The 22,315-nt window shown below is 24.7% G+C and carries 25 protein-coding genes, 1 tRNA gene and 4 pseudogenes; 17 read left to right on the top strand and 13 right to left on the bottom strand.

Features of this window, described 5'->3' with window-relative positions; genetic code table 4:
- Window positions 1-35: 35 nt before the first annotated feature.
- Window positions 36-1,155: pseudogene (locus AC6I4F_RS02435) on the top strand (IS256 family transposase); the annotation flags it as partial.
- 257 nt (window positions 1,156-1,412) lie between these two features.
- On the opposite strand, the gene AC6I4F_RS02430 reads toward AC6I4F_RS02435, so the two are convergent.
- The 4 genes and pseudogenes from AC6I4F_RS02430 to AC6I4F_RS02415 all read right to left on the bottom strand — a co-directional run bounded on the left by AC6I4F_RS02430 (window position 1,413) and on the right by AC6I4F_RS02415 (window position 5,228).
- Entirely contained in the window at window positions 1,413-2,219 is an 807-nt protein-coding gene (locus tag AC6I4F_RS02430; RefSeq protein ID WP_497874215.1) for a hypothetical protein, read from the bottom strand.
- Between the two features lie 120 nt (window positions 2,220-2,339).
- A pseudogene (locus AC6I4F_RS02425) lies at window positions 2,340-3,578 on the bottom strand (IS256 family transposase).
- A 57-nt stretch (window positions 3,579-3,635) separates the two neighbouring features.
- Window positions 3,636-4,052, bottom strand: coding sequence for a hypothetical protein (locus tag AC6I4F_RS02420; RefSeq protein ID WP_497874214.1), 417 nt, complete (start codon window positions 4,050-4,052; stop codon window positions 3,636-3,638).
- Window positions 4,053-4,064: 12 nt separating this feature from the next.
- Entirely contained in the window at window positions 4,065-5,228 is a 1,164-nt protein-coding gene (locus AC6I4F_RS02415) for a hypothetical protein (protein WP_497874213.1), read from the bottom strand.
- A gap of 269 nt (window positions 5,229-5,497) precedes the next feature.
- Between AC6I4F_RS02415 and AC6I4F_RS02410 the strand changes: the two genes are divergently transcribed.
- From AC6I4F_RS02410 to AC6I4F_RS02380, 7 genes are all read left to right on the top strand, one after another.
- Window positions 5,498-6,325: a rolling circle replication-associated protein gene (locus AC6I4F_RS02410; RefSeq protein ID WP_497874807.1), complete on the top strand. Its 828-nt coding sequence runs from the start codon at window positions 5,498-5,500 to the stop codon at window positions 6,323-6,325.
- A gap of 276 nt (window positions 6,326-6,601) precedes the next feature.
- Complete coding sequence (locus tag AC6I4F_RS02405; protein ID WP_497874211.1) at window positions 6,602-6,868, top strand: hypothetical protein; 267 nt, start codon at window positions 6,602-6,604, stop codon at window positions 6,866-6,868.
- Window positions 6,869-6,938: 70 nt separating this feature from the next.
- Entirely contained in the window at window positions 6,939-7,142 is a 204-nt protein-coding gene (locus AC6I4F_RS02400; RefSeq protein WP_339049248.1) for a hypothetical protein, read from the top strand.
- Window positions 7,143-7,292: 150 nt separating this feature from the next.
- Window positions 7,293-7,967, top strand: a complete 675-nt coding sequence (locus tag AC6I4F_RS02395) for a hypothetical protein (RefSeq protein ID WP_497874210.1) — start codon at window positions 7,293-7,295, stop codon at window positions 7,965-7,967.
- A gap of 187 nt (window positions 7,968-8,154) precedes the next feature.
- Entirely contained in the window at window positions 8,155-8,574 is a 420-nt protein-coding gene (locus AC6I4F_RS02390; protein WP_497874209.1) for a hypothetical protein, read from the top strand.
- Window positions 8,575-8,717: 143 nt separating this feature from the next.
- Complete coding sequence (locus tag AC6I4F_RS02385; RefSeq protein WP_497874208.1) at window positions 8,718-8,906, top strand: hypothetical protein; 189 nt, start codon at window positions 8,718-8,720, stop codon at window positions 8,904-8,906.
- 1 nt (window position 8,907) lies between these two features.
- A complete protein-coding gene (locus tag AC6I4F_RS02380) occupies window positions 8,908-9,057 on the top strand; it encodes a hypothetical protein (protein WP_497874207.1) in 150 nt (49 codons plus the stop codon).
- Here AC6I4F_RS02380 and AC6I4F_RS02375 read toward each other — a convergent pair.
- Window positions 9,054-10,292 (bottom strand): IS256 family transposase, encoded by a 1,239-nt coding sequence (locus tag AC6I4F_RS02375; RefSeq protein ID WP_497874206.1) that lies wholly within the window; start codon window positions 10,290-10,292, stop codon window positions 9,054-9,056. The genes AC6I4F_RS02380 and AC6I4F_RS02375 overlap by 4 nt on opposite strands.
- Window positions 10,293-10,525: 233 nt before the next feature.
- Between AC6I4F_RS02375 and AC6I4F_RS02370 the strand changes: the two genes are divergently transcribed.
- Together AC6I4F_RS02370 and AC6I4F_RS02365 are read left to right on the top strand one after the other, a co-directional pair.
- Window positions 10,526-10,786 (top strand): hypothetical protein, encoded by a 261-nt coding sequence (locus tag AC6I4F_RS02370; protein WP_338956747.1) that lies wholly within the window; start codon window positions 10,526-10,528, stop codon window positions 10,784-10,786.
- A gap of 12 nt (window positions 10,787-10,798) precedes the next feature.
- Window positions 10,799-11,062, top strand: coding sequence for a hypothetical protein (locus AC6I4F_RS02365; RefSeq protein ID WP_497874205.1), 264 nt, complete (start codon window positions 10,799-10,801; stop codon window positions 11,060-11,062).
- A 65-nt stretch (window positions 11,063-11,127) separates the two neighbouring features.
- Here the strand turns inward: AC6I4F_RS02365 and AC6I4F_RS02360 are convergent, their stop codons facing one another.
- The gene (locus tag AC6I4F_RS02360) at window positions 11,128-11,619 is read right to left on the bottom strand and encodes a hypothetical protein (RefSeq protein ID WP_497874204.1); all 492 of its coding nucleotides are present in this window, start codon (window positions 11,617-11,619) and stop codon (window positions 11,128-11,130) included.
- Window positions 11,552-11,884, bottom strand: coding sequence for a transposase (locus tag AC6I4F_RS02355; RefSeq protein ID WP_497874203.1), 333 nt, complete (start codon window positions 11,882-11,884; stop codon window positions 11,552-11,554). The genes AC6I4F_RS02360 and AC6I4F_RS02355 overlap by 68 nt, the downstream gene beginning before the upstream one ends.
- A 55-nt stretch (window positions 11,885-11,939) precedes the next feature.
- Between AC6I4F_RS02355 and AC6I4F_RS02350 the strand changes: the two genes are divergently transcribed.
- Window positions 11,940-12,758: a hypothetical protein gene (locus tag AC6I4F_RS02350; protein ID WP_497874202.1), complete on the top strand. Its 819-nt coding sequence runs from the start codon at window positions 11,940-11,942 to the stop codon at window positions 12,756-12,758.
- A gap of 22 nt (window positions 12,759-12,780) precedes the next feature.
- A protein-coding gene (locus AC6I4F_RS02345; RefSeq protein WP_497874201.1) for an IS3 family transposase occupies window positions 12,781-13,898 on the top strand; the annotation gives its coding sequence in 2 pieces (ribosomal slippage) (window positions 12,781-13,024 and window positions 13,024-13,898; 1,119 coding nt in all).
- Between the two features lie 237 nt (window positions 13,899-14,135).
- On the opposite strand, the gene AC6I4F_RS02340 is transcribed toward AC6I4F_RS02345, so the two are convergent.
- The 3 genes and pseudogenes from AC6I4F_RS02340 to AC6I4F_RS02330 all read right to left on the bottom strand — a co-directional run.
- Window positions 14,136-15,098 carry a 3'-5' exoribonuclease YhaM family protein gene (locus AC6I4F_RS02340; RefSeq protein ID WP_497874200.1) on the bottom strand — a complete coding sequence of 321 codons (963 nt, stop codon included), beginning with the start codon at window positions 15,096-15,098 and terminating at the stop codon, window positions 14,136-14,138.
- A 14-nt stretch (window positions 15,099-15,112) separates the two neighbouring features.
- A complete protein-coding gene (locus AC6I4F_RS02335; protein ID WP_497874199.1) occupies window positions 15,113-16,720 on the bottom strand; it encodes a phospho-sugar mutase in 1,608 nt (535 codons plus the stop codon).
- Between the two features lie 258 nt (window positions 16,721-16,978).
- A pseudogene (locus tag AC6I4F_RS02330) lies at window positions 16,979-17,401 on the bottom strand (transposase); the annotation flags it as partial.
- 108 nt (window positions 17,402-17,509) lie between these two features.
- Between AC6I4F_RS02330 and AC6I4F_RS02325 the strand changes: the two are divergent.
- A pseudogene (locus AC6I4F_RS02325) lies at window positions 17,510-18,636 on the top strand (IS3 family transposase).
- Here the strand turns inward: AC6I4F_RS02325 and AC6I4F_RS02320 are convergent.
- The gene (locus tag AC6I4F_RS02320; protein ID WP_497874198.1) at window positions 18,617-18,775 is read right to left on the bottom strand and encodes a hypothetical protein; all 159 of its coding nucleotides are present in this window, start codon (window positions 18,773-18,775) and stop codon (window positions 18,617-18,619) included. The pseudogene AC6I4F_RS02325 and the gene AC6I4F_RS02320 overlap by 20 nt on opposite strands.
- Window positions 18,776-19,327: 552 nt before the next feature.
- Between AC6I4F_RS02320 and AC6I4F_RS02315 the strand changes: the two genes are divergently transcribed.
- From AC6I4F_RS02315 to AC6I4F_RS02300, 4 genes are all read left to right on the top strand, one after another.
- Window positions 19,328-19,561 (top strand): hypothetical protein, encoded by a 234-nt coding sequence (locus tag AC6I4F_RS02315; protein WP_497874196.1) that lies wholly within the window; start codon window positions 19,328-19,330, stop codon window positions 19,559-19,561.
- Window positions 19,510-20,145 carry an IS1595 family transposase gene (locus AC6I4F_RS02310; RefSeq protein ID WP_497874195.1) on the top strand — a complete coding sequence of 212 codons (636 nt, stop codon included), beginning with the start codon at window positions 19,510-19,512 and terminating at the stop codon, window positions 20,143-20,145. Before AC6I4F_RS02315 ends, AC6I4F_RS02310 begins: the two co-directional genes overlap by 52 nt.
- An 859-nt stretch (window positions 20,146-21,004) precedes the next feature.
- On the top strand, window positions 21,005-21,232 hold the full coding sequence (locus tag AC6I4F_RS02305; RefSeq protein ID WP_497874194.1) for a hypothetical protein: 228 nt from the start codon (window positions 21,005-21,007) through the stop codon (window positions 21,230-21,232).
- Entirely contained in the window at window positions 21,232-21,429 is a 198-nt protein-coding gene (locus AC6I4F_RS02300) for a hypothetical protein (RefSeq protein ID WP_497874193.1), read from the top strand. Before AC6I4F_RS02305 ends, AC6I4F_RS02300 begins: the two co-directional genes overlap by 1 nt.
- 53 nt (window positions 21,430-21,482) lie before the next feature.
- On the opposite strand, the gene AC6I4F_RS02295 is transcribed toward AC6I4F_RS02300, so the two are convergent.
- A tRNA-Gly gene (locus AC6I4F_RS02295) sits at window positions 21,483-21,556 on the bottom strand.
- A gap of 615 nt (window positions 21,557-22,171) precedes the next feature.
- On the bottom strand, window positions 22,172-22,312 hold the full coding sequence (locus tag AC6I4F_RS02290; RefSeq protein WP_497874192.1) for a hypothetical protein: 141 nt from the start codon (window positions 22,310-22,312) through the stop codon (window positions 22,172-22,174).
- Window positions 22,313-22,315 lie beyond the last annotated feature (3 nt).

Below are 22,315 nucleotides of genomic sequence, written 5' to 3'. Positions count from 1 at the left end.
AAAACAAATACTAATAATAATTCATCGAATACTGAACAAAAAGATTAGTTGAAAAAATGTTCAATTCTGAAATGAAAAATTATTTAGGATATGAAAAAAATCAACATAATAATAGTGATAATGCTCGCAATGGTATAAATTCAAAAAAATTAATAACCCAACAAGGTAAAATTGAGATTAATGTACCACGAGATCGTAATAGTAATTTTGAGCCAGTAATAGTTTCAAAAAGACAAAGAAGATTTGATGGTTTTGATCAACAAGTTCTTTCATTATATGCCAAAGGCATGACTTTATCAGATATTAGAATGCAGTTACAAGAGTTATATCATGGTGCTGATATTAGTGAAAGTGTTATTAGTCAAATTACTGATGATGTTATTGATGATGTTAAAGCATGACAAAATCGGCCATTAGAAAGTGTTTATCCGATTGTTTATTTTGATTGTATAGTAGTTAAAGTACGACAAGATAAACGCATTATTAACAAATCAGTTTATATAGCATTAGGTGTTGATTTAGAAGGTAAAAAAGATGTTTTATGTTTATGAATTAGTGAAAATGAAGGTTCTAAGTTTTGATTATCTAATTTCACAGAAATGAAAAATCGAGGCTTAAATGATATTATTATTGCTTGTAGTGACAATTTAACAGGAATGTCAGAAGCAATACAATCAGTTTATCCTAAAACCGAACATCAATTATGCATAGTTCATCAAATTAGAAATAGTTTAAAATATGTTTCATACAAACATAGAAAATAACTAGTTACAGATTTAAAACAAATTTATAGTGCATGTAGTGAAGAACAAGCAATGCAAGCTTTAGAAACTTTTGAAAGTAAATGAAATAAACAATATCCTCAAATTGCTAAATCGTGATATAAAAATTGAGATAATTTAATGGTTTTTATTAGTTATCATGCAGAAATCAAAAGAGTGATTTATACAACAAATGCTATTGAATCTGTTAATAGTCAATTACGAAAAGTTATTAGAAATAAAAAAGTTTTTCCAAATGATATGGCAGTTTTCAAAATATTTTACTTAGCAATTGAAAATATAACAAAAAAAATGAACAATGCCCATTCAAAATTGAAATACAGCAATTGCTCATTTTATGATAAAATTTGAAGATAGAATTAATCTAAACTAGTAAATTTGTAAAACAAAGATACACAGATTATTAAAAAGCCTCAATGCTAATATTAATGTTTCTAAAAATGGTTCTCCTTATTTTAATATTATTGTAAATTCTTTTTCAGGAAAAATATAAAATAATATTTTTCCACAATCTTAAATAATGTATAATATAAAAGTACTTACTTAAGTAAGTATAATTCATTCTGTATATGATTAGGTTGGCAACTAATTAAAAAGTTACCATATAGGTAACTTTTTTTATTTATATTTTTATAAACTTGTTACATTATTTGTAACAAAATTTGTTTTATTATCAATTGGTAAATGTTGTTCATGATTAATAAAATTGGTAATATTTTTGTTTCATTTTAATGTGTTTTGTAATTCATTGTTTTCTTCTAAATCATCTATAACAGATATTTCTCTTTTCTTTCTATTCTTTTCTACTTTATCATTACTTCATCCTATGAAATGTAAATGATATTTTTCACCTATATTATTTGTTACAAAAGCACTACCATGACCATCAAGTTCAATATTAACTATTGGAAAATTTAGATTATCAAATCTACTAATATCTGGGTTATCTTTAAATACTTGATCACCATTTACAAAATAAACACCATTTTCAGTACCAATATATATTGCTTTGTTAACTACATGATCTTTATCATCAGTATGAGTTACTACTTTTACAATATTTACTTTAAAATTATCTTTATCAATTTTTGTGTGACCTCATCCAAACAAATTTAAACGAAATAGTTTTCTTGCGTTGTTAATAACGTAAGCACTACCTTTGTGGTCTAAAATTATATCTTTTATTGAAAAATTTAAATTATCAAATCTTTCAGTATATGGATTATCATTATACACTTTATCACTATTTATAAAATAAACACCGTTTTCAGTACCAATATACAATGCTCCTTTAACAATATGACTACCTTCATCAGGTTCTTCATTCATACATTTGATAATATTTACTTTATTTCCAGTATTGATAGTTCCCGTTTTTCTAATACCTCATCTATTATCAAAACCATAATATTTAGTAAAAGTGTAAATTATTCCCATATTATTTGTTACATAAGCGTTTCCATTATTATCTAATATAATATTTTCTACCAGAAAGTTTAATTCTTCAATTTTATCGATGCTTTTTAATAATCTGTGTATCTTTGTTTTACAAATTTACTAGTTTAGATTAATTCTATCTTCAAATTTTATCATAAAATGAGCAATTGCTGTATTTCAATTTTGAATGGGCGTTGTTCATTTTTTTGTTATATTTTCAATTGCTAAGTAAAATATTTTGAAGACTGCCATATCATTTGGAAAAACTTTTTTATTTATAATAACTTTTCGTAATTGACTATTAACAGATTCAATAGCATTTGTTGTATAAATCACTCTTTTGATTTCTGCAGGATAAATAATAAAAACCATTAAATTATCTCAATTTTTATATCACGATTTAGCAATTTGAGGATATTGTTTATTTCATTTAATTTCAAAAGTTTCTAAAGCTTGCATTGCTTGTTCTTCACTACATGCACTATAAATTTGTTTTAAATCTGTAACTAGTGATTTTTTATGTTTGTATGAAACATATTTTAAACTATTTCTAATTTGATGAACTATGCATAATTGATGTTCGGTTTTAGGATAAACTGATTGTATTGCTTCTGACATTCCTGTTAAATTGTCACTACAAGCAATAAGAATATCATTTAAGCCTCGATTTTTCATTTCTGTGAAATTAGATAATCAAAACTTAGAACCTTCATTTTCACTAATTCATAAACCTAAAACATCTTTTTTACCTTCTAAATCAACTCCTAATGCTATATAAACTGATTTATTAATAATGCGTTTATCTTGTCATACTTTAACTACTATACAATCAAAATAAACAATCGGATAAAAACTTTCTAATGGCCGATTTTGTCATGCTTTAAAATCATCAATAACATCATCAGTAATTTGACTAATAACACTTTCACTAATATCAGCACCATGATATAACTATTGTAACTGCATTCTAATATCTGATAAAGTCATGCCTTTGACATATAATGAAAGAACTTGTTGATCAAAACCATCAAATCTTCTTTGTCTTTTTGCAACTATTACTGGCTCAAAATTACTATTACGATCTCGTGGTACATTAATCTCAATTTTACCTTGTTGGGTTATTAATTTTTTTGAATTTATACCATTGCGAGCATTATCACTATTATTATGTTGATTTTTTTCATATCCTAAATAATTTTGCATTTCAGAATTCAACATTTTTTCAACTAATCTTTTTGTTAATTCTTTATATAAACCTCCCTCTTTAAATACGGTTGTTAAATCCTCAGTATTTTCTAATAATAAATCTACTGCTTTTGATATTGGATCATTATTATTAATATTTTGTTTTTTAGACATACGTAACTCACTCTTTCTAGTTATTTAATTTTATTTACTAGAATTAATTAAACATAGTTATTTTTGTAAGTTACACAGATTACTAAACATTACCATTTTATCAATTCTTTCTCCATGAATTAAATATACTCCATTATCTGTACCAATATAAATATCTCCTGCTTTTAAATTTAAACCTTTACCACCGACTTTTTCATCTAAAATTTTTATTGTAGTTATTTTTCCTTGAATTTTATCAATTTGTGATTTAAAACCACAAAATTTTTCATGTCAATAATTATTATTTGTTATTTGTCTTGCTTGTTTTCTATTACAATTATTTAAATTTGGTTTAATAAAATAAGATAATATAATTCTAATATTGCTATGTTCCAGAATATTTGTAAGTTGATTTATTGGCAAAATTAATATTCTTGATAAGAAATTTACAAAATGTTCATCGTCTCTTCTTCTTAAATAGCCAAATTCAGTCAATATATTTCTTGATTATTGATTTGAATTTGGATTAGGTCTTCTATCATTTGGAGTTGAAAGTAAATCTATTATAAGAGATTGAGTACGAGATTCTTCACTTCAATTAACTAATGTATTGTAAATAGGATTGCGATTATTACGTCCTAAAGTAATATATTGATTATTATTAACTAATTGTTGAATAATATGAGTATGAAGTGATCAAAATCTTAATGATTCTGCAGTAACTAAAATTACATCACCCAAAGATCTAGCTAAATTCCCTAAAGCACCTTCTATCAAAATTCCTTGCTCATTAAAATTATAATCCATACGATTTATCAATTGAAAAAAAGAACCAAAAATATTACTTCAATAAATATTTTCATCGTTTTCACGTATCATATCCCTGTAATCTGGACTAATTCCATTTAACACTATATTATTTTGTATTCCTTCAATTCGTTCTAAAAGAGGAATTGAACCATCTCTAACAGCTTGTGGTTGAATATTCATATTGATATTTCTAAAATCAAAATGATAATAATTATTATTAACTATAAATCCTTGAAGATATAAATTATCTGTTCTTAAAACTAATTCTAAATTATTTTCAATACTTTGTGTATTTTGTTGTCATCGAATTGCAACTGGTAATCTAAAATAACCATAATTTGATTCAGGATTTAAAGCAAAAATAGTATTATCTTCAAAAATAAAATTAGCATTAACTAATACATTTAGATCTCTAATTCTTGTTAATACTCCTCTATCAACTAATTCATTAATAATAGTTTGAAAACTAGTTTGATATTCTATTCGATTATTTTCATTAATAATTAATTTTTCATTTAATTTAAAAATTTCTTTAGATGGTCTTGGATTTGGTGTAACTTGTTTTTTAATTCTTTTACTTTTTTTATGTCGATGTTTATGTTTACTTGTTTCTAAATCTGTTTGATAAATTGGATTAATATTTTGATTTGTTTCGTTTAAATTATATACTTGATAATTACTTATATTTGTAAAACTGTTTGATTCATTTATTGATTCTAAACTAGTGGTATTGTTGTTATCTCAATCTTTAATCTTTTTATTATCAATTGACTTAGCATTAATACCTTGTGTTTTATCATTAAATAATGGTGCAGTTAATACTCATAATTTAAATCAATAACTTGGATTAAAATATTTCATAATTTTATACCTCTTTTCTCTTTATTTTAAAAACAAAAATCCCATATACTTTAAAATAAAGTAATGAGTTAAAAAATTATATTAAGTTTTATAATTTTATTCTACGCCATTATTTTTTTTATACTTGTTTAAACTTTTTTATAATATTCTTTTATTTCTTTAACTTTATTTTTAAATTGTTTTTTTATGAAAAAAACACATATTAAAAAATTGTTCTAGATTTTTATATCAAAAAGGTTTTTTATGCTTCTTATGTTAAAAACGTTGTTTTGCCTATTTCTTTTTTAAATAATGTTGGAAATATCAGGGGTAAATCTTATGTTGGTAATAAACAGAAATTAAGAAATAATACTTCTCGTACTAAAACTAATTTGATACAAAAAGCATTACATAATTTTTATGATAGTCAAATGTTAAGTTTTCTTACTTTAACTTATAAAGATAATATGCAAGATATTAGAAAAGCAAAAAAAGATATTCGCTTATTTTTTCTTAAATTAAAGAAATGATGAAATGACCCTAAACTTTCTAAATATTTAGGTGAATTGAAACATTTTTATGTTTATGAATATCAAACTCGTGGAGCAGTTCATTTTCATATATTATTTAATCGCAAAATACCTTATAGTATGATAATTGATTGATTACCACATTCTGAGAAACAAGGTATTAAGTTAAATGTTGTTAAGAAAGGTACAAATGAATTTGTAATTAAATATTTGGGAAAATATGTTACAAAAGCGTTAGATGATGTTAAATCTTTAAATCAAGCAGATATAGGTATAAAAGCATATGCTTTTAGTCTTAATTGTAAAAATCCTATTGTAGTTCGTGGTATTAAAAAGATGAGAATTCAAGATATAATTAATGCAATTTTTAATGCTACAAATGTATTTTATTTTAAATATCAAAGAGATAGTAGTGGTGAAACTGTTATGATTGGGGGTATTATTGAAAGTACTGTTGTAAATGATTATTTTAAAGATTATGAAGATTATGAAAAATATGTATATTTAAGTGCTTTATCGCATAAACATTATTTACAGACTAGTGAAATAGGTTATTTAATTCAAAAAGATAAAGATGTTTTGAATTAGGTAGATAAAGTTTTTGGTAATAAAGTTGAGATAATAGATTTTAAGAAAAGAGTTTTGCACTAGAAAAAAAACTATTTTTTTATATTTTTACTTGTATATATATAATTGTTATTGTCAAAATAATTTAAAGTTACCTTAGCAGGCCTTACCTTATTTTGGCATTTTTTTGTTTTTACTTGAAATATATAAATATCTGTATATTTATAACTAAGATGGTTTTACCTACATCTTAACTTGGTTTTAATTAACCGTTTGCTAAGGAGGTTAAGTTTTTTTATGTTTAAAGTACAGTTAGTTAATATTGAAAAAGGGCGTATTATTGACGATAAAAATAATAAAGGTCAAACATTAAAGTTTGATGTTTTGAAGTTTGTAGAAATAAATAAACAAACAAGCGTGCCAACTGGTCAAACACGTGATAAATGATATAATCCGGAATTTGCTAGTGATTTTAATAATTGTTTATCTATTGTTGATTTAAAAGTTGGTAATTTTTATTCACTTGAACTTGATTTAAGCGGTAATATTAAAAAAACTTTCTAATTGAAAATAGTTATTTATTAAAAGGGTAATTTTAAATAATTATTAATATGTTAGGAGTTAATTTTAAATTATGGCTAAAAATGATAATTGTTCATGTGAACAAGCATTTCATTTAGCGATTTATATGTGTAAACTTTGTGACCAAGTGATTTGTCCTAAAAGAGTTTTACAAAACTTATATACTAGAAAATATTATTGTCCAAATTGTATATTAGATATTGCTTTAAATAAATCAATGAGACAACAAGAAAGTAAGTTAAATTATGAGACATAAGTGTAGTGATTGGACTTATGAGCGAGTATATGGTTGTGAAATGTGTTATAGAGTTGCTAATGAAATGGAACGAATAAGAAAAGAGAATAAAAGAAATAAGTAAAAATTGAATAAGCTCCTTATTAGTATATAAAGTAAGGAGTTTTATTTATGCCTAATGAGTTAGAACAAACTAGTAATTATACTTTAACTAAAATATTAAGAACTGGAATAAGTACATTAAGTGCTATGGTTGGAGTTAGTGCTTATTATGGTCAATATTTAAAAGACCCAATTTTAGGTTCTATTAATTATTTGTTATTTAGTAAAAAGTTAGGAATTGATATATGGAATATTAATCAAAGACCAACTACTAGAAATAAAGTTATTAATAGTTATAAAAAGATATTTTTAGGTTTAGAAGCAATTGGTTTAATTAATTATGCTAATTTTGTTCATTATGTAGATAAGTCAGTTTCTTTATTAAGAGATGAACCGTGTTTTTGACCACCTTGCCCTACTGAACCCCTAATTCCTACTCCAATACCAACACCTAAGCCAGTAGTTGATAATCCTTTTGTAGATTGAGATACTTATATATCTTTAAATAGTTTTGGTATAGCGAATGTTATTAGTGGTTTAACTGAATTAATACCTAATAGATTTCAAAATATAAGAAAGATAGCAAATAGGGATACTGGTGGATGTTTGATTAGTAGTGGTGTTGCTATGGGTATTAATAATGATTTTAGTAATTATTTTGCTATTCCTACGATTATTGCTGGAGCAAGTGAGATTATAAATACTTTATTGTTACCGTTAGGATATACACATAATAATACATAATTACAAGAAGTATTTACTGATGAAAGAGCAAGATTAATTAATGGCAGTGTTAATGATTATCAAAGTACAGATGACGGTATGGTGGTTGATGTTGATTTAAATGATGATAGTATGTCAGAGATTAATTTAGATAGAGCAAGTTTAAATTGAGATTATTCTTATGCTTATACACTAGGTGGTGTTTAAAGTGAAAATATATATGTGATGAATTTTAAAATTTATGGCATTAACTGGATGTATTACATTTAGTATATTTTTAGGATTAATTCCTAGCATTATAGTTTTAGGAATTTTTGCAATTAAACCAGTATCTATCTTAATTGGTATTGTTGCGGGTTATATTGGTATTCCATGAAATAATATTAAAAATAAAATAACAAATTGAGTTTTTAAGAGAAAAGAAAATAAATTTATTAAAAAGAATGATTTAAAAGTTGAAAGAAAAAGATATGAAAAACAAAAATTAGAAAGAAAATTTCAAAATTTAAATAATCAAGTAAAAGAATTAAAACAAACATTAGAATTTCAAAGTAAATTATTAGAAATTAATAATGAAAATTTAAGAAATAATGAACAAAATAAAACTATAAGAACATTTATTTTATAAGGAGTGAATTAATTTTATGAAAAAAGATAAATGAAAAATATGCCAAGACAAAAATTGCATAAGAAAAAAGCAAAAAGAAATTTTGACCAAAGATTAAGCGAAAATATGAATTATGATGATTTTTTATTAGGGGGTAAAAAATAATGGTTAAGTGAATAGTTGTGATAATTGCTGTGCTTAGTACTTCTTGGGCTTTTAAAGGTACTATTAAAAAGTTATTTTGAAAATTTAAACATAGAAAACACAATGTAGTTGACCCAGATTGTTGATATTGTAAAGAACAAAAGCGTAAAGAAAGAGCAAGAAAAGAGTTAGAGGAGGGAGGTGATTAGTATGCCAAAAGGATTAAGTGCTTTAATAGAAATGATTGGAGGTATTGGCCAAAAATTATTAGAATCTTTTAGTTATGTTTTTAACTGAGTATTTGCTGGTGATTCGAGGCTTTTTAATAATCTGTGTATCTTTGTTTTACAAAGTTACTAGTTTAGATTAATTCTATCTTCAAATTTTATCATAAAATGAGCAATTGCTGTATTTCAATTTTGAATGGGCATTGTTCATTTTTTTGTTATATTTTCAATTGCTAAGTAAAATATTTTGAAAACTGCCATATCATTTGGAAAAACTTTTTTATTTCTAATAACTTTTCGTAATTGACTATTAACAGATTCAATAGCATTTGTTGTATAAATCACTCTTTTGATTTCTGCAGGATAAATAATAAAAACCATTAAATTATCTCAATTTTTATATCACGATTTAGCAATTTGAGGATATTGTTTATTTCATTTACTTTCAAAAGTTTCTAAATCTTGCATTGCTTGTTCTTCACTAAATGCACTATAAATTGGTTTTAAATCTGTAACTAGTGATTTTCTATGTTTGTATGAAACATATTTTAAACTATTTCTAATTTGATGAACTATGCATAATTGATGTTCGGTTTTAGGATAAACTGATTGTATTGCTTCTGACATTCCTGTTAAATTGTCACTACAAGCAATAAGAATATCATTTAAGCCTCGATTTTTCATTTCTGTGAAATTAGATAATCAAAACTTAGAACCTTCATTTTCACTAATTCATAAACCTAAAACATCTTTTTTACCTTCTAAATCAACACCTAATGCTATATAAACTGATTTGTTAATAATGCGTTTATCTTGTCGTACTTTAACTACTATACAATCAAAATAAACAATCGGATAAACACTTTCTAATGTCCGATTTTGTCATGCTTTAACATCATCAATAACATCATCAGTAATTTGACTAATAACACTTTCACTAATATCAGCACCATGATATAACTCTTGTAACTGCATTCTAATATCTGATAAAGTCATGCCTTTGGCATATAATGAAAGAACTTGTTGATCAAAACCATCAAATCTTCTTTGTCTTTTTGAAACTATTACTGGCTCAAAATTACTATTACGATCTCGTGGTACATTAATCTCAATTTTACCTTGTTGGGTTATTAATTTTTTTGAATTTATACCATTGCGAGCATTATCACTATTATTATGTTGATTTTTTTCATATCCTAAATAATTTTTCATTTCAGAATTCAACATTTTTTCAACTAATCTTTTTGTTAATTCTTTATATAAACCTCCCTCTTTAAATACGGTTGTTAAATCCTCAGTATTTTCTAATAATAAATCTACTGCTTTTGATATTGGATCATTATTATTAATATTTTGTTTTTTAGACATACGTAACTCACTCTTTCTAGTTATTTAATTTTATTTACTAGAATTAATTAAACATAGTTATTTTTGTAAGTTACACATATTACTAAACATTACCGGTGATTCAATAATGACAAATTGACCGGTTTTAATTCCAATATTTATGATGGTTTTAGTATTTATTAAAGAATTTATTGGACATATTATTCGTGGATTTAGATAGAAAAAATTAAAGTTGTTTTTAGGAGGTAATAGTTATGATTAAATTATTTTTTGCAATAATTTTTGTTTTTCCTTTATTAGGTAAACTTTTACCTTCTTTAAATAATATTGTGCAAAATATTTTACAAAGTTATATTACTGATTTTTCTGGTTTACATAATTTGTCTTTGGTTATTAAAAGTTTTATTTTTGGTGATAGTTCACAGCAAATAGTTTCAATGCCAGCACCATTGTTAGCAATTATTTTAGTGCTTTTTACTTTTTCATTAATTTTAAAATTATTAAAAATAATATAGGAGTAATTTATTATGGGTGTTTCTTTTATTTCAAAAGTTTTAGAACTATTTGGACAAATTTTTATGAAATTTTGAAATTTGCCAATGGCAGATTTAGGTTTTAATTTGGGAACTTTTATTTTTTTTATTGTTTTAATAAAGTTTGCAATGTCAGTTTTTTTAAATATTGATATTCAGCCAGTTTCTACATCTGGGACTGTAAAATTTTTAAATCAATCAAATAGTACTGATGAATTTTATATTTCCTTTATAATTTGACTTTTTGATTGGTATTAGGTGTATTTTTTAATTTTGTTTATCGTAGTATTAAATTTATTTTTAGGTCATTATTTGGGTAGGTGTTAAATATGAGTGTTTGAGATATTTATAATCAAATTCATAAATGTATAGTTGATTACTGAACTATGTTTATTTCAATCTGGTTTGTGTTTACACCTGTTGATGACACATACCCAACTTCATGATTTACGATTTCATGTTTGTGATAGAAGTTTTTGAAACTTCCATATCCCTTCCTTCCAAGAATCCGTAAATAGACAACACCCAGTAGAAATGTGTTTCAATGCAAATCATAAAAGGTTTTTCTCATCTGCTTTTTTCAATACTTTTACAATTAGTTTGTTGCTGGTTTTCTCATAAACTCCAACAATCAAGGTTTTATTCAACAAGGAAGATCCTTGTTGAATAAAACCTACATGTGAAAGATAAATTTCATCCATCTGTGCTGTACCATCATCAATGAACCCTGCATCTTTATTCCAAATTCTAGTTATGATTTCATGACACCATTTTTCAAACTGTTTTATATGTCACACCCAATTCCCTTGCAACATCTATTGATAGTATACCATGCTTTGTGTTTATTCATCTAAAGATGAGATAAAACCAAGATGTCAAAGGTGTTTGTGACTTGTGAAAAATGGTGTCATGAAGAATACTAAATGTTTGATGACATTTCAAACATCTTATTCTTCTCAAATCAGAAACATTCAAACTAGAAGAAGCACACCTGATACATTTCATTACTTTCAACTTCGCTATATATTTCAAACAATCGTTTTCATTTTGAAATATGCTATTGAATTCATTTCAATTCATTTTTTCCTCCACACTAGTACATGTAGGGATAATTTCCTATGATATTAAAAAAGAAATGATTAAACACGTTAAGTATAATGATTTTAATGATTGAGCAACAATTCCATGAAATTCTGCTTATTTTGACATTGACCAACCGGATTTAAAATTAGTTAGTGGTGAAATTATTGGTGGTGTAGATAATGATTTGGATTTTGAATATCAAAGTGATGTTGTAGGTGTTAAAAAGACAACACTTAATATTGGAACTGGTGTTTATTCTTTTAGGAGATATCAGTTAGATGATATTTCCCGTATTATGTTCAATCATAATTTTATTCAATATGGTAAAAAAAATCGGCTTCTTATTCATAATTTAAATCATTGAGTTAAACCTTTAAATTTACGTTTTGAATTAAATTTTAAAATTGATAAACCTTTAAGTTTTTATATTCAAGGTTTTATGTTTTATTTTAATTATGAGGCTTTTTCTACATTTACTGGTGATTTTTCTTTTAGTTTTTTAGATTATGTTGGTGATAAAAAATATGTTTTTAAAAGAAAGATTGGTAATGATGTTTATATGCCATATTTGTATAATTTTGTTACTATGCCGGTTCGTGTTCCAAATTTAAGACATTTAACTGTATTTTTTGATATTCATGGAACTACAAATTTAACTATTCCACCGGAGGTTTCATTTGGTCAAATTAATATTTTTTCAAGTGAGAAAGTTGTACCAGTGACACCAAATAGTCTATTTAATCCTGAATATGAAAGACCAAGTTGATATGATGTTTTTGGACATTTACGTAATGCTTTTAGATGACTACTTTATGTTGTGGATGGGTTACATTTCTTGGACACTAATTACGTAGACAAGTGAACAAATTAGTTAAAAGAAAGGAGTTATAATTATGGCCAATATTAACTCATATTCAGATGAATTTAAAAAACAAATAGTAGCTTTATATCAAAGTGGTAAGTCAGTGTCTTGTCTTGCTAAAGAGTACAATGTTACAAGAGCAGCTACTTATAATTGAATTAAGCAATTTACTAATTCAGGCAGTTTTAAAACCAAAGATAACCGTTCTGTTGAAGAAAATGAATTAATTAAATTAAGAAAAGAATTAAGACAATTAAGAATGGAAAATGATATTTTAAAGCAAGCAGCACTAATAATAGGCAGAAAATAGAAATTATTACTAAAAATAAAGTTAAATATAAAATTCGTACAATGTCTCGTTTTTTAAAAATCTCTAAATCAACATATTATTTTAATTTCAAGAAAAAAGAAGATAAAATTCAAAATAATATGTATGATGAAGTTGTTATTAGTGCTTTTAAAGAAAATAAAGAAGCTTATGGAACAAGAAGATTAAAAGTTGTTCTAAAAGAAAAGAAAATTAATTTATCAAGACGAAAAATTAAAAAAATTATGAATAAACATAATTTAATATCAAAATACACTAAATTATCATACAAAAATTATCATAATAAAGTCAATGATAGTCAAATTACTAATCTTGTTAATAGAGACTTTAATAATAGGCTTAAAAATGAAGTTATTGTTAGTGATTTAAATTATGTTCAAGTTAATGATAAATGAAACTATATTTGCTTATTAATCGACCTGTACAATCGCGAAATTATTGGACATAGTGTAGGTACTAAAAAAGATGCATCATCAGTATATCAAGCATTTATGTGCTCAAATCGTTGTTTAAAAAATATTGAAATATTTCATAGCGATCGCGGTAATGAATTTAATAATAAAACTATTGATAAACTTTTATTAGCCTTCAATATTACCCGCTCTTTAAGCAAAAAAGTTTGTCCTTATGATAACGCTGTTGCTGAAGCAACTTTCAAAACAGAGTTTATTAATGATAAAAATTTTAAATCATTAATCCAATTAAAATTAGAATTATTTGATTATATCAATTGATACAACAACATAAGAATCCAAAGTACTCTAAACTACTTAACCCCCATAAAACACCAAGCACAAATGTCTACCAAAAAACAGTCCTAAAAAAGGTTGCCATTCCAGATTATTAAAAGGTATCTATAAAGAAAAAATTAATTTTAATAAGCTTAGAAATGAAAATGAAATTTATGATAAAAATAAAGAATCAGTACCTAATGATTGATTTAAAGATAAAGAAACACATAAAGAAGCAAATGTATTGATTTTTTTATGGTAATACAGAAAATGGTTATTTTTACCCTATAAAAATAAATATAAATTAATTAATTTATTTAAACTTTTTTATTTTTTTTCCTTTAAATTTTGATGTTTATAGAACATTCTATTTTCAATACTTGCAATACGAGCAGTTGATTCACCAACATTAATATTAACCAATGCTTCATCAATTGCATAGATTTTTGCATCTAAGTTATCTAAATGATGTAAAATTTCAGCTTCTATTGTTTTTGGTAAGACAGGTGAGCCATATTCATATTTACCATGACTAGCTAATATTAGATGCTGTAATAAAACTACGATTTCTTCCTCTAAGTTAATATTTAATTCCTTACAAGCAAGTGTAACTTGCATTGCACCTAATGAAATATGACCAATCATTTTACCTGATAGTGTATATGAACTAATAGGATTATTATTTAATTCAACCATTTTTCCATAATCATGCATAATGATTCCTGCATATAATAGTTCAATATTAATATTACGATCATTATAAAGCGCTACTACTTGTTTTGCCATTCTTAGCATTGTTACTGAGTGTCATAATAAACCGCTTTGAACAGCATGATGCATTTTAACTGCTGCTGGTCATTTTTTATAATCATCAATATTTTTTTTATTAAAACATTGGATTAATACTTTTTTTAAAATTGGATTTTTAAATTCATTTATTGTTTGACTAATTTCAGTTCATGCTTCAATAATATTAATTGGTGCTTGTGTAAGTAATAAATCATAATATTCACTAGGATTAGTAATAATAGTTCAATTATTAATTTTTAGTTGTATTTCATTATTATAATTAATACTATTTGCTTCAATTTTAATTACTTGTCCTATTGTTAATTGTTCAATAGTTTCTTTGCCTACGTCTCAAATTCTTGCTGAAATTGTCCCAGTTTTATCTTGTAATTGTAAGTTTAAATAATTAGTATTGTTAGAAGCAACACCTTGAATTACTCGATTAATAATTACTACTAAACTTAAAACATTATTAGGTTTAATATCTTTAATTACAGTCATTTTTTATTTTCTTTCTATCATTTTATATCTTTGATATTTATATATTTGATAGCTAATTCTTCATACATTTTTTTCATTTTTAATTGTGCATCATTAATGGTTTTATCAACACAAACAAAATAGAATTTAATTTTTGGCTCAGTTCCACTAGGTCTAACAGCAAATCATGAACCATCACTGAAGTAAAATTTTAGTAAATTTTGCGATGGCATTCCATGTAAACCAGTTTGATAATCTTCAACTTTAATTGTTTTAATATTATTAAGTGTTGGTATTTTACTAGTTCTTAATGTTTCTAACATATTATTAATAGTATTTTGTCCTGTTTTTCCTTTTAAAATAAGATTAACAGTATAACAGTAATAATATCCAAATTTTTGATAAATATTTTCTAAAACATCAACTAATGTTTTTTGTGAATTTTGATAATATCAAGCCGCTTCTGCTGCTACTATTGCTGATTGAATACCATCTTTGTCACGAGTAATATCTTTAATAACATAACCATATGCTTCTTCAAAACCAAAAACAAAGTTAATGTTACGTGCTTTTTCTTTTAGCATTTCTGCACCAATTCATTTAAAGCCAGTTAACGTTTTAATGACTTGACATCCGTATGATTTAGCAATCATATCAGATAAATTGGAAGTAACAAATGTATTGTACATAACGGGATTTTTTGGCATTGTTTTATTAAGTTGATAATGGCTTAATAAATATTCTAATAAAATTGGTGCTGTTTCATTACCTGTTAATAATACATAATCATTATTATGTTTTACAGCAATACCAATGCGATCAGCATCAGGATCATTTAAAATAATTAATGGTGCATCATGTTTTTTAGCGTGTTTAATTGCTAAATCAAATGTTGGTTTTACTTCGGGATTGGGCGACACCACACCTTTAAAATCAGGATCATAGTTAGCTTGCTCTGTTACTAAAATAATTTCATAACCGCATTGTTCTAAAATTGGTTTAACTCATTCACGACTAGTACCGTGTAGATTAGAAAATACAATTTTAAAGTTACGATTTTTAACTTGTGGATAAAACTGTAAATTTTTAATATCATTACGATAATTATCTTCTACTGTTGAAGGCACTTCTTTAATTAGGTTAGTATCATAATCGAATGTTAATTGAAAATCATCAGGCAATTGTTCTATTTTATTGCTAATTATATTGGTAACATTAGGAAGAAATTGACAGCCATATTGATCATAAATTTTATAACCATTATATTCAGGAGGATTATGACTGGCAGTAATAACAATTCCAGCAAGAGCATTAACTTTTCTAATACTATATGAAAGTACTGGTGTTGGTCTTAAACCATTATTTTTAAATAAAAAAACAGGAATTTTATGTTTGGCTAAAGTTTTTGCTGTTAACATTGTAAATTCTGCTGAAAAGTGACGATTATCATGAGCAATAATAACACCACGAAGTAAGTCTTTTTCAGAAAAAGCAGATTTTAAATATTGAATAAATGCGACAGTTGCTTTCATAATAATAATTTCATTAATTCTGCCGGTACCAACTCCAGTAATACCACGCATGCCAGCTGTACCAAATTCTAAAGTTCTAGTAAAAGCATCTTCAATTTCATTTTTAGACATTGTAGTTAATTGTTTTTTTAAGTGTTGTGGTAAGTTTTGCTTTTTTCAAATTTCATATGTTTTTAGTACATTCATTATTATTTCTCCTTTATAATAAAAAATTAAGTTTATAGGTAAATCATACTATAAAATAAGAAGAAAATAAATTTTAGTAGTTAATCTAAACAGAAACTTTTAATTAAATAATAAAAAATAAGGCTTTTATCCCTTTATGTACTATTTTTAAATTTTATCACATAAATGTAGATAAAAGCCTATCTAGGAAATTATCCCCACATGTATATAAATCAAACACAAAATTATAGTTTCAAAACTAGGTATCTTATTGAATTTATATGCAGCTTCTTTTGCATATAAATGAATATTGTGTTTTGAAACTTTTATGTGTGTTCGGAAAGTTCGTCGGATGTTTTTTCATGCAGATTCAATCTGGTTTGTGTTTACACCTGTTGATGACACATACCCAACTTCATGATTTACGATTTCATGTTTGTGATAGAAGTTTTTGAAACTTCCATATCCCTTCCAATAATCCGTAAATAGACAACACCCAGTAGAAATGTGTTTCAATGCAAATCATAAAAGGTTTTTCTCATCTGCTTTTTTAAATACTTTTACAATTAGTTTGTTGCTGGTTTTCTCATAAACTCCAACAATCAAGGTTTTATTCAACAAGGATCTTCCTTGTTTTTTAAAATTTACATGTTAAAGATTGGATGGGTTACACTTTATTGGACACTAATTACGTAGACAAGTGAACAAATTAGTTAAAAGAAAGGAATTATAATTATGGCCAATATTAACTCATATTCAGATGAATTTAAAAAACAAATAGTAACTTTATATCAAAGTGGTAAGTCAGTGTCTTGTCTTGCTAAAGAGTACAATGTTACAAGAGCAACTACTTATAATTGAATTAAGCAATTTACTAATTCAGGCAGTTTTAAAACCAAAGATAACCGTTCTGTTGAAGAAAATGAATTAATTAAATTAAGAAAATAATTAAAACAATTAAGAATGGAAAATGATATTTTAAAGCAAGCAGCACTAATAATAGGCAGAAAATAGAAATTATTACTAAAAATAAAGTTAAATATAAAATTAGCACAATGTCTCGTTTTTTAAAAATCTCTAAATCAACATATTATTTTAATTTCAAGAAAAAAGAAGATAAAATTCAAAATAATATGTATGATGAAGCTGTTATTAGTGCTTTTAAAGAAAATAAAGAAGCTTATGGAACAAGAAGATTAAAAGTTGTTCTAAAAGAAAAGAAAATTAATTTATCAAGACGAAAAATTAAAAAAATTATGAATAAACATAATTTAATATCAAAATACACTAAATTATCATACAAAAAATATCATAATAAAGTCAATGATAGTCAAATTACTAATCTTGTTAATAGAGACTTTAATAATAGGCTTAAAAATGAAGTTATTGTTAGTGATTTAACTTATGTTCAAGTTAATGATAAATGAAACTATATTTGCTTATTAATCGACCTGTGCAATCGCGAAATTATTGGACATAGTGTAGGTACTAAAAAAGATGCATCATTAGTATATAAAGCATTTATGTGCTCAAATCGTTGTTTAAAAAATATTCAAATATTTCATAGCGATCGCGGTAATGAATTTAATAATAAAACTATTGATAAACTTTTATTAGCCTTGAATATTACCCACTCTTTAAACAAAAAAGGTTGTCCTTATGATAACGCTGTTGCTGAAGCAACTTTCAAAACTTTCAAAACAGAATTTATTAATGATAAAAATTTTACATCATTAATCCAATTAAAATTATAATTATTTGATTATATAAATTGATGCAACAACATAAGAATCCACAGTACTATAAACTACTTAACCCCCATAAAACACCAAGCACAAATGTCTACCAAAAAACAGTCTTAAAAAAGGTTGCCATTCCAAATTTCATTACTTTCAACTTCGCTATATATTTCAAACAATCGTTTTCATTTTGAAATATGCTATTGAATTCATTTCAATTCATTTTTTCCTCCACACTAGTACATGTGGGGATAATTTCCAAAAATAAAATTATTAAAAATTTCAATTTCAATCTTTAATAATTTTATTTTATTTTTATATTGATTGTGAATTGGTTTTATTTAGAATTGTTATTCGTTGTTTGTCGTTTTTAATAGAATTTATTGCTTTAATGTTTATTTTTTTATTTGGTTCTGAAGTTTTAATTACTTTATATAATGGTACTTGTTTGTTATCTTTATTAAGATACTGATCACTAGTAATAGTACCAACAAGCTTTTCATTATTATTTAGTAATATTTAAGCAAGAGATGTTGTTATTGGTAATTGTGGTTTAATTTTTCTTGAATTTGTTGTTGTTTTTTCTTTAAAAACTTGTTTTTCTTTTTCTGTTATAAGATTTTCTGTTTTTTTACTATATAGAACTTCTAAATATCTTCTTTTTTAAATTAAAAACCTATTTACTTTAAAATAAAAGTAAATAGGTAAAAACTTATATTAATTTTAGAAAAATTATATCATATTATCTATATTTAATATAGATATTTTTCATTTAGTCTTGTATTAGATAACTATTGTTTAATTAGAAATAGTTATGGAAATTATCCCCACATGTACTAGTGTGGAGGAAAAAATGAATTGAAATGAATTCAATAGCGTATTTCAAAATGAAAACGATTGTTTGAAATATATAGCGAAGTTGAAAGTAATGAAATGTATCAGGTGTGCTTCTTCTAGTTTGAATGTTTCTGATTTGAGAAGAATAAGATGTTTTATATGTCACAAACACCTTTGACATCTTGTTTTTATCTCATCTTTAGATGAATAAACACAAAGCATGGTATACCATCAACAGATGTTGCAAGGGAATTGGGTGTGACATATAAAAAAGTTTGAAGAATGTGTCATGAAATCATAACTAGAATTTGGAATCAAGATGCAGGGTTCATTGATGATGGCACAGCACAGATGGATGAAATGTATATTTCACATGTAGGTTTTAAAAAACAAGGAATATCCTTGTTGAATAAAACCTTGATTTTTGGAGTTTATGAGAAAACCAGCAACAAACTAATTGTAAAAGTATTGAAAAAAGCAGATGAGAAAAACTTTTTATGATTTGCATTGAAACACATTTCTACTGGGTGTTGTCTATTTACGGATTATTGGAAGGGATATGGAAGTTTCAAAAACTTCTATCACAAACATGAAATCGTAAATCATGAAGTTGGGTATGTGTCATCAACAGGTGTAAACACAAACCAGATTGAATCTGCATGAAAACACATCCGACGAACTTTCCGAACACACATAAAAGTTTCAAAACACAATATTCATTTATATGCAGCTTCTTTTGCATATAAATTCAATAAGATACCTAGTTTTGAAACTATAATTTTGTGTTTGATTTAGATACATGTGGGGATAATTTCCTAGATAGGATTTTATCTCCATTTATGTGATAAAATTTAAAAATAGTACATAAAGGGATAAAATCCATAGTTATTTCCTTAGAAGTTTTATAATTTAATTATTTATAAAAAAAACATGTATAGGAAATTAAATATTAATACTTATATAAGTGTTAATTATAATTTTCATCAAAAGTATTATCTTTTATGTTATTATATATTCATAATTTAATAACTGTTCAATAACTGTTCAATAACTGTTCAGTCCTAATATAGATATATTTCTATATTAGGATTTTTATTAAATTAAAGTTTTAAAGAAAAGGAAAAAAGATTAAAAGAAATTCCTAAAGATAAAACTAAAACAAATTAATTAAAGTAGCAGTAAGCAATAGTACAGTTCTTGCTTATGCTTGAGACCCCAGATTAGTCAATAAGAAACATTGTGAGGTTAAGTTACAAATTATGAAACAAATGATTATTTTTGTTTATATTGTTACACCTGACTATGTAGATATGAAAAACTTAGTTAAAAAATGACAAAAACAAGTGAGTGATTTAATAAATAAAACTGAAGTTCCAATCAGTGAATATAAAAATTTTTCTTTTAAAAACAATTTCAGGACAATTATAAATAAAGATTGCATTTGCAATCTTTATTTATCTCTTTATATTAATTTTAAGTTATTAATTTTTTTTATTGATTTTACTTGGAATTTCTTGTAAATGAGTTACAATTGTATTAAAGTTTTAAAGGAACTTTGGAACAAAATATTTTGGTTTTTTTATAGAACTCGTTTAAATTTTTGTATTTAAATTAGGTTTTTTGTTTTATTATATCGTTTAAAGGAGTGAGAAATATGAAATCACAATTTTATAGAGATGGAATAATTTATTATGCAATGAATTTAGAAAAGTGAGCAAATGTTGAAAATAAAACTTATTTTATAAAATATCATGATGTGATTTTAAAATTAACTGACATCATTAATTGGTATGATTTAAAAAATATTTCTGAAGTAAAAGTTTATAAGTTCTTAGCAGATGCTTTTAATAGTCTAATTTTAAAAGAAGTAGGGGATAACTAATGAAAATTAATTTAGAAGAATGCACAAATAATAAAATAAAATATTTAGAATCATTACCAGAAAAAACTAATGGAATGTCTTTAGTTATGTATCCAGTAAATTCATGAGCAGAAATAGTTAATAAATGTGCTTGTAGTAATTCTAGTGATGAAGAAACAGCAGTAGTACTAAAAACTAAAAAAGGTCATAAAATATAAACCATTATAAAAAAATAAAAGCCGTAATTAATACGCCTTTTATTTTTTTATAATGGAGCGGGTGATGGGAATCGAACCCACGTCTTCAACTTGGAAGGCTGTAATAATACCATTATACGACACCCGCAGTTATGTTAACCACCATGTATTTATATCATATTACTAAAATTAAAGTCAACTACTTTTGATAAACAAGTTAAAAAAATTATTTTTTAATCTTTTTTTTCAATATGTTTATTTTTTTCTTTAAAGAAAAAAGAAAAAAATACAAAAATAATTGAAGCTATAGCAAAAAAATGAGCAATTAATCATATAATTCAGAATTTATTAATATTTAAACTGAAAAGGAAAGTTGTACACAATATTGTGATAATTAGTGACAATGTTAAAAATACTAATAAAAAACAAATTTTATTAGTAACTCATATTGGCATAATAAAAATAAATAGAATTATACTAGTAATTGGTCAAATCATAATTTGAATTGAAGTATTCATAATTTTGGCAACAAATGAGTTTTGAGATTTAGGAAAAAAATTATTAGTCATAAACATTAGTCAAACTAAAAATAAAAATAAAGAAGTAATTGTTAAAGTTATTTTGCTAATTAATAAAATTTGTTTTAATTTATTTTTTTCCATTTCACTCACCATTTAATAATAAGTTTTGTAATCTGGCATTTTGATGCCAGATTACAAAAAAACCTAATTATAATACTTTATAATAAGTATACTAAAATATTTTAAAAAAATATTATTCTTTGTTTTTTTTCTTTTCTTTTTTGTTTTTTATGACTTTTAAAATCCATTATGACAAAGAAAATAAAAAGACCAATAATACTTACTAAAGAAATTACCATTAAAATAATTGCTCCAACATCCATTTT

It is taken from the genome of Spiroplasma ixodetis (assembly GCF_059729505.1).
This window is presented reverse-complemented; position numbering and strand designations above follow the sequence as displayed.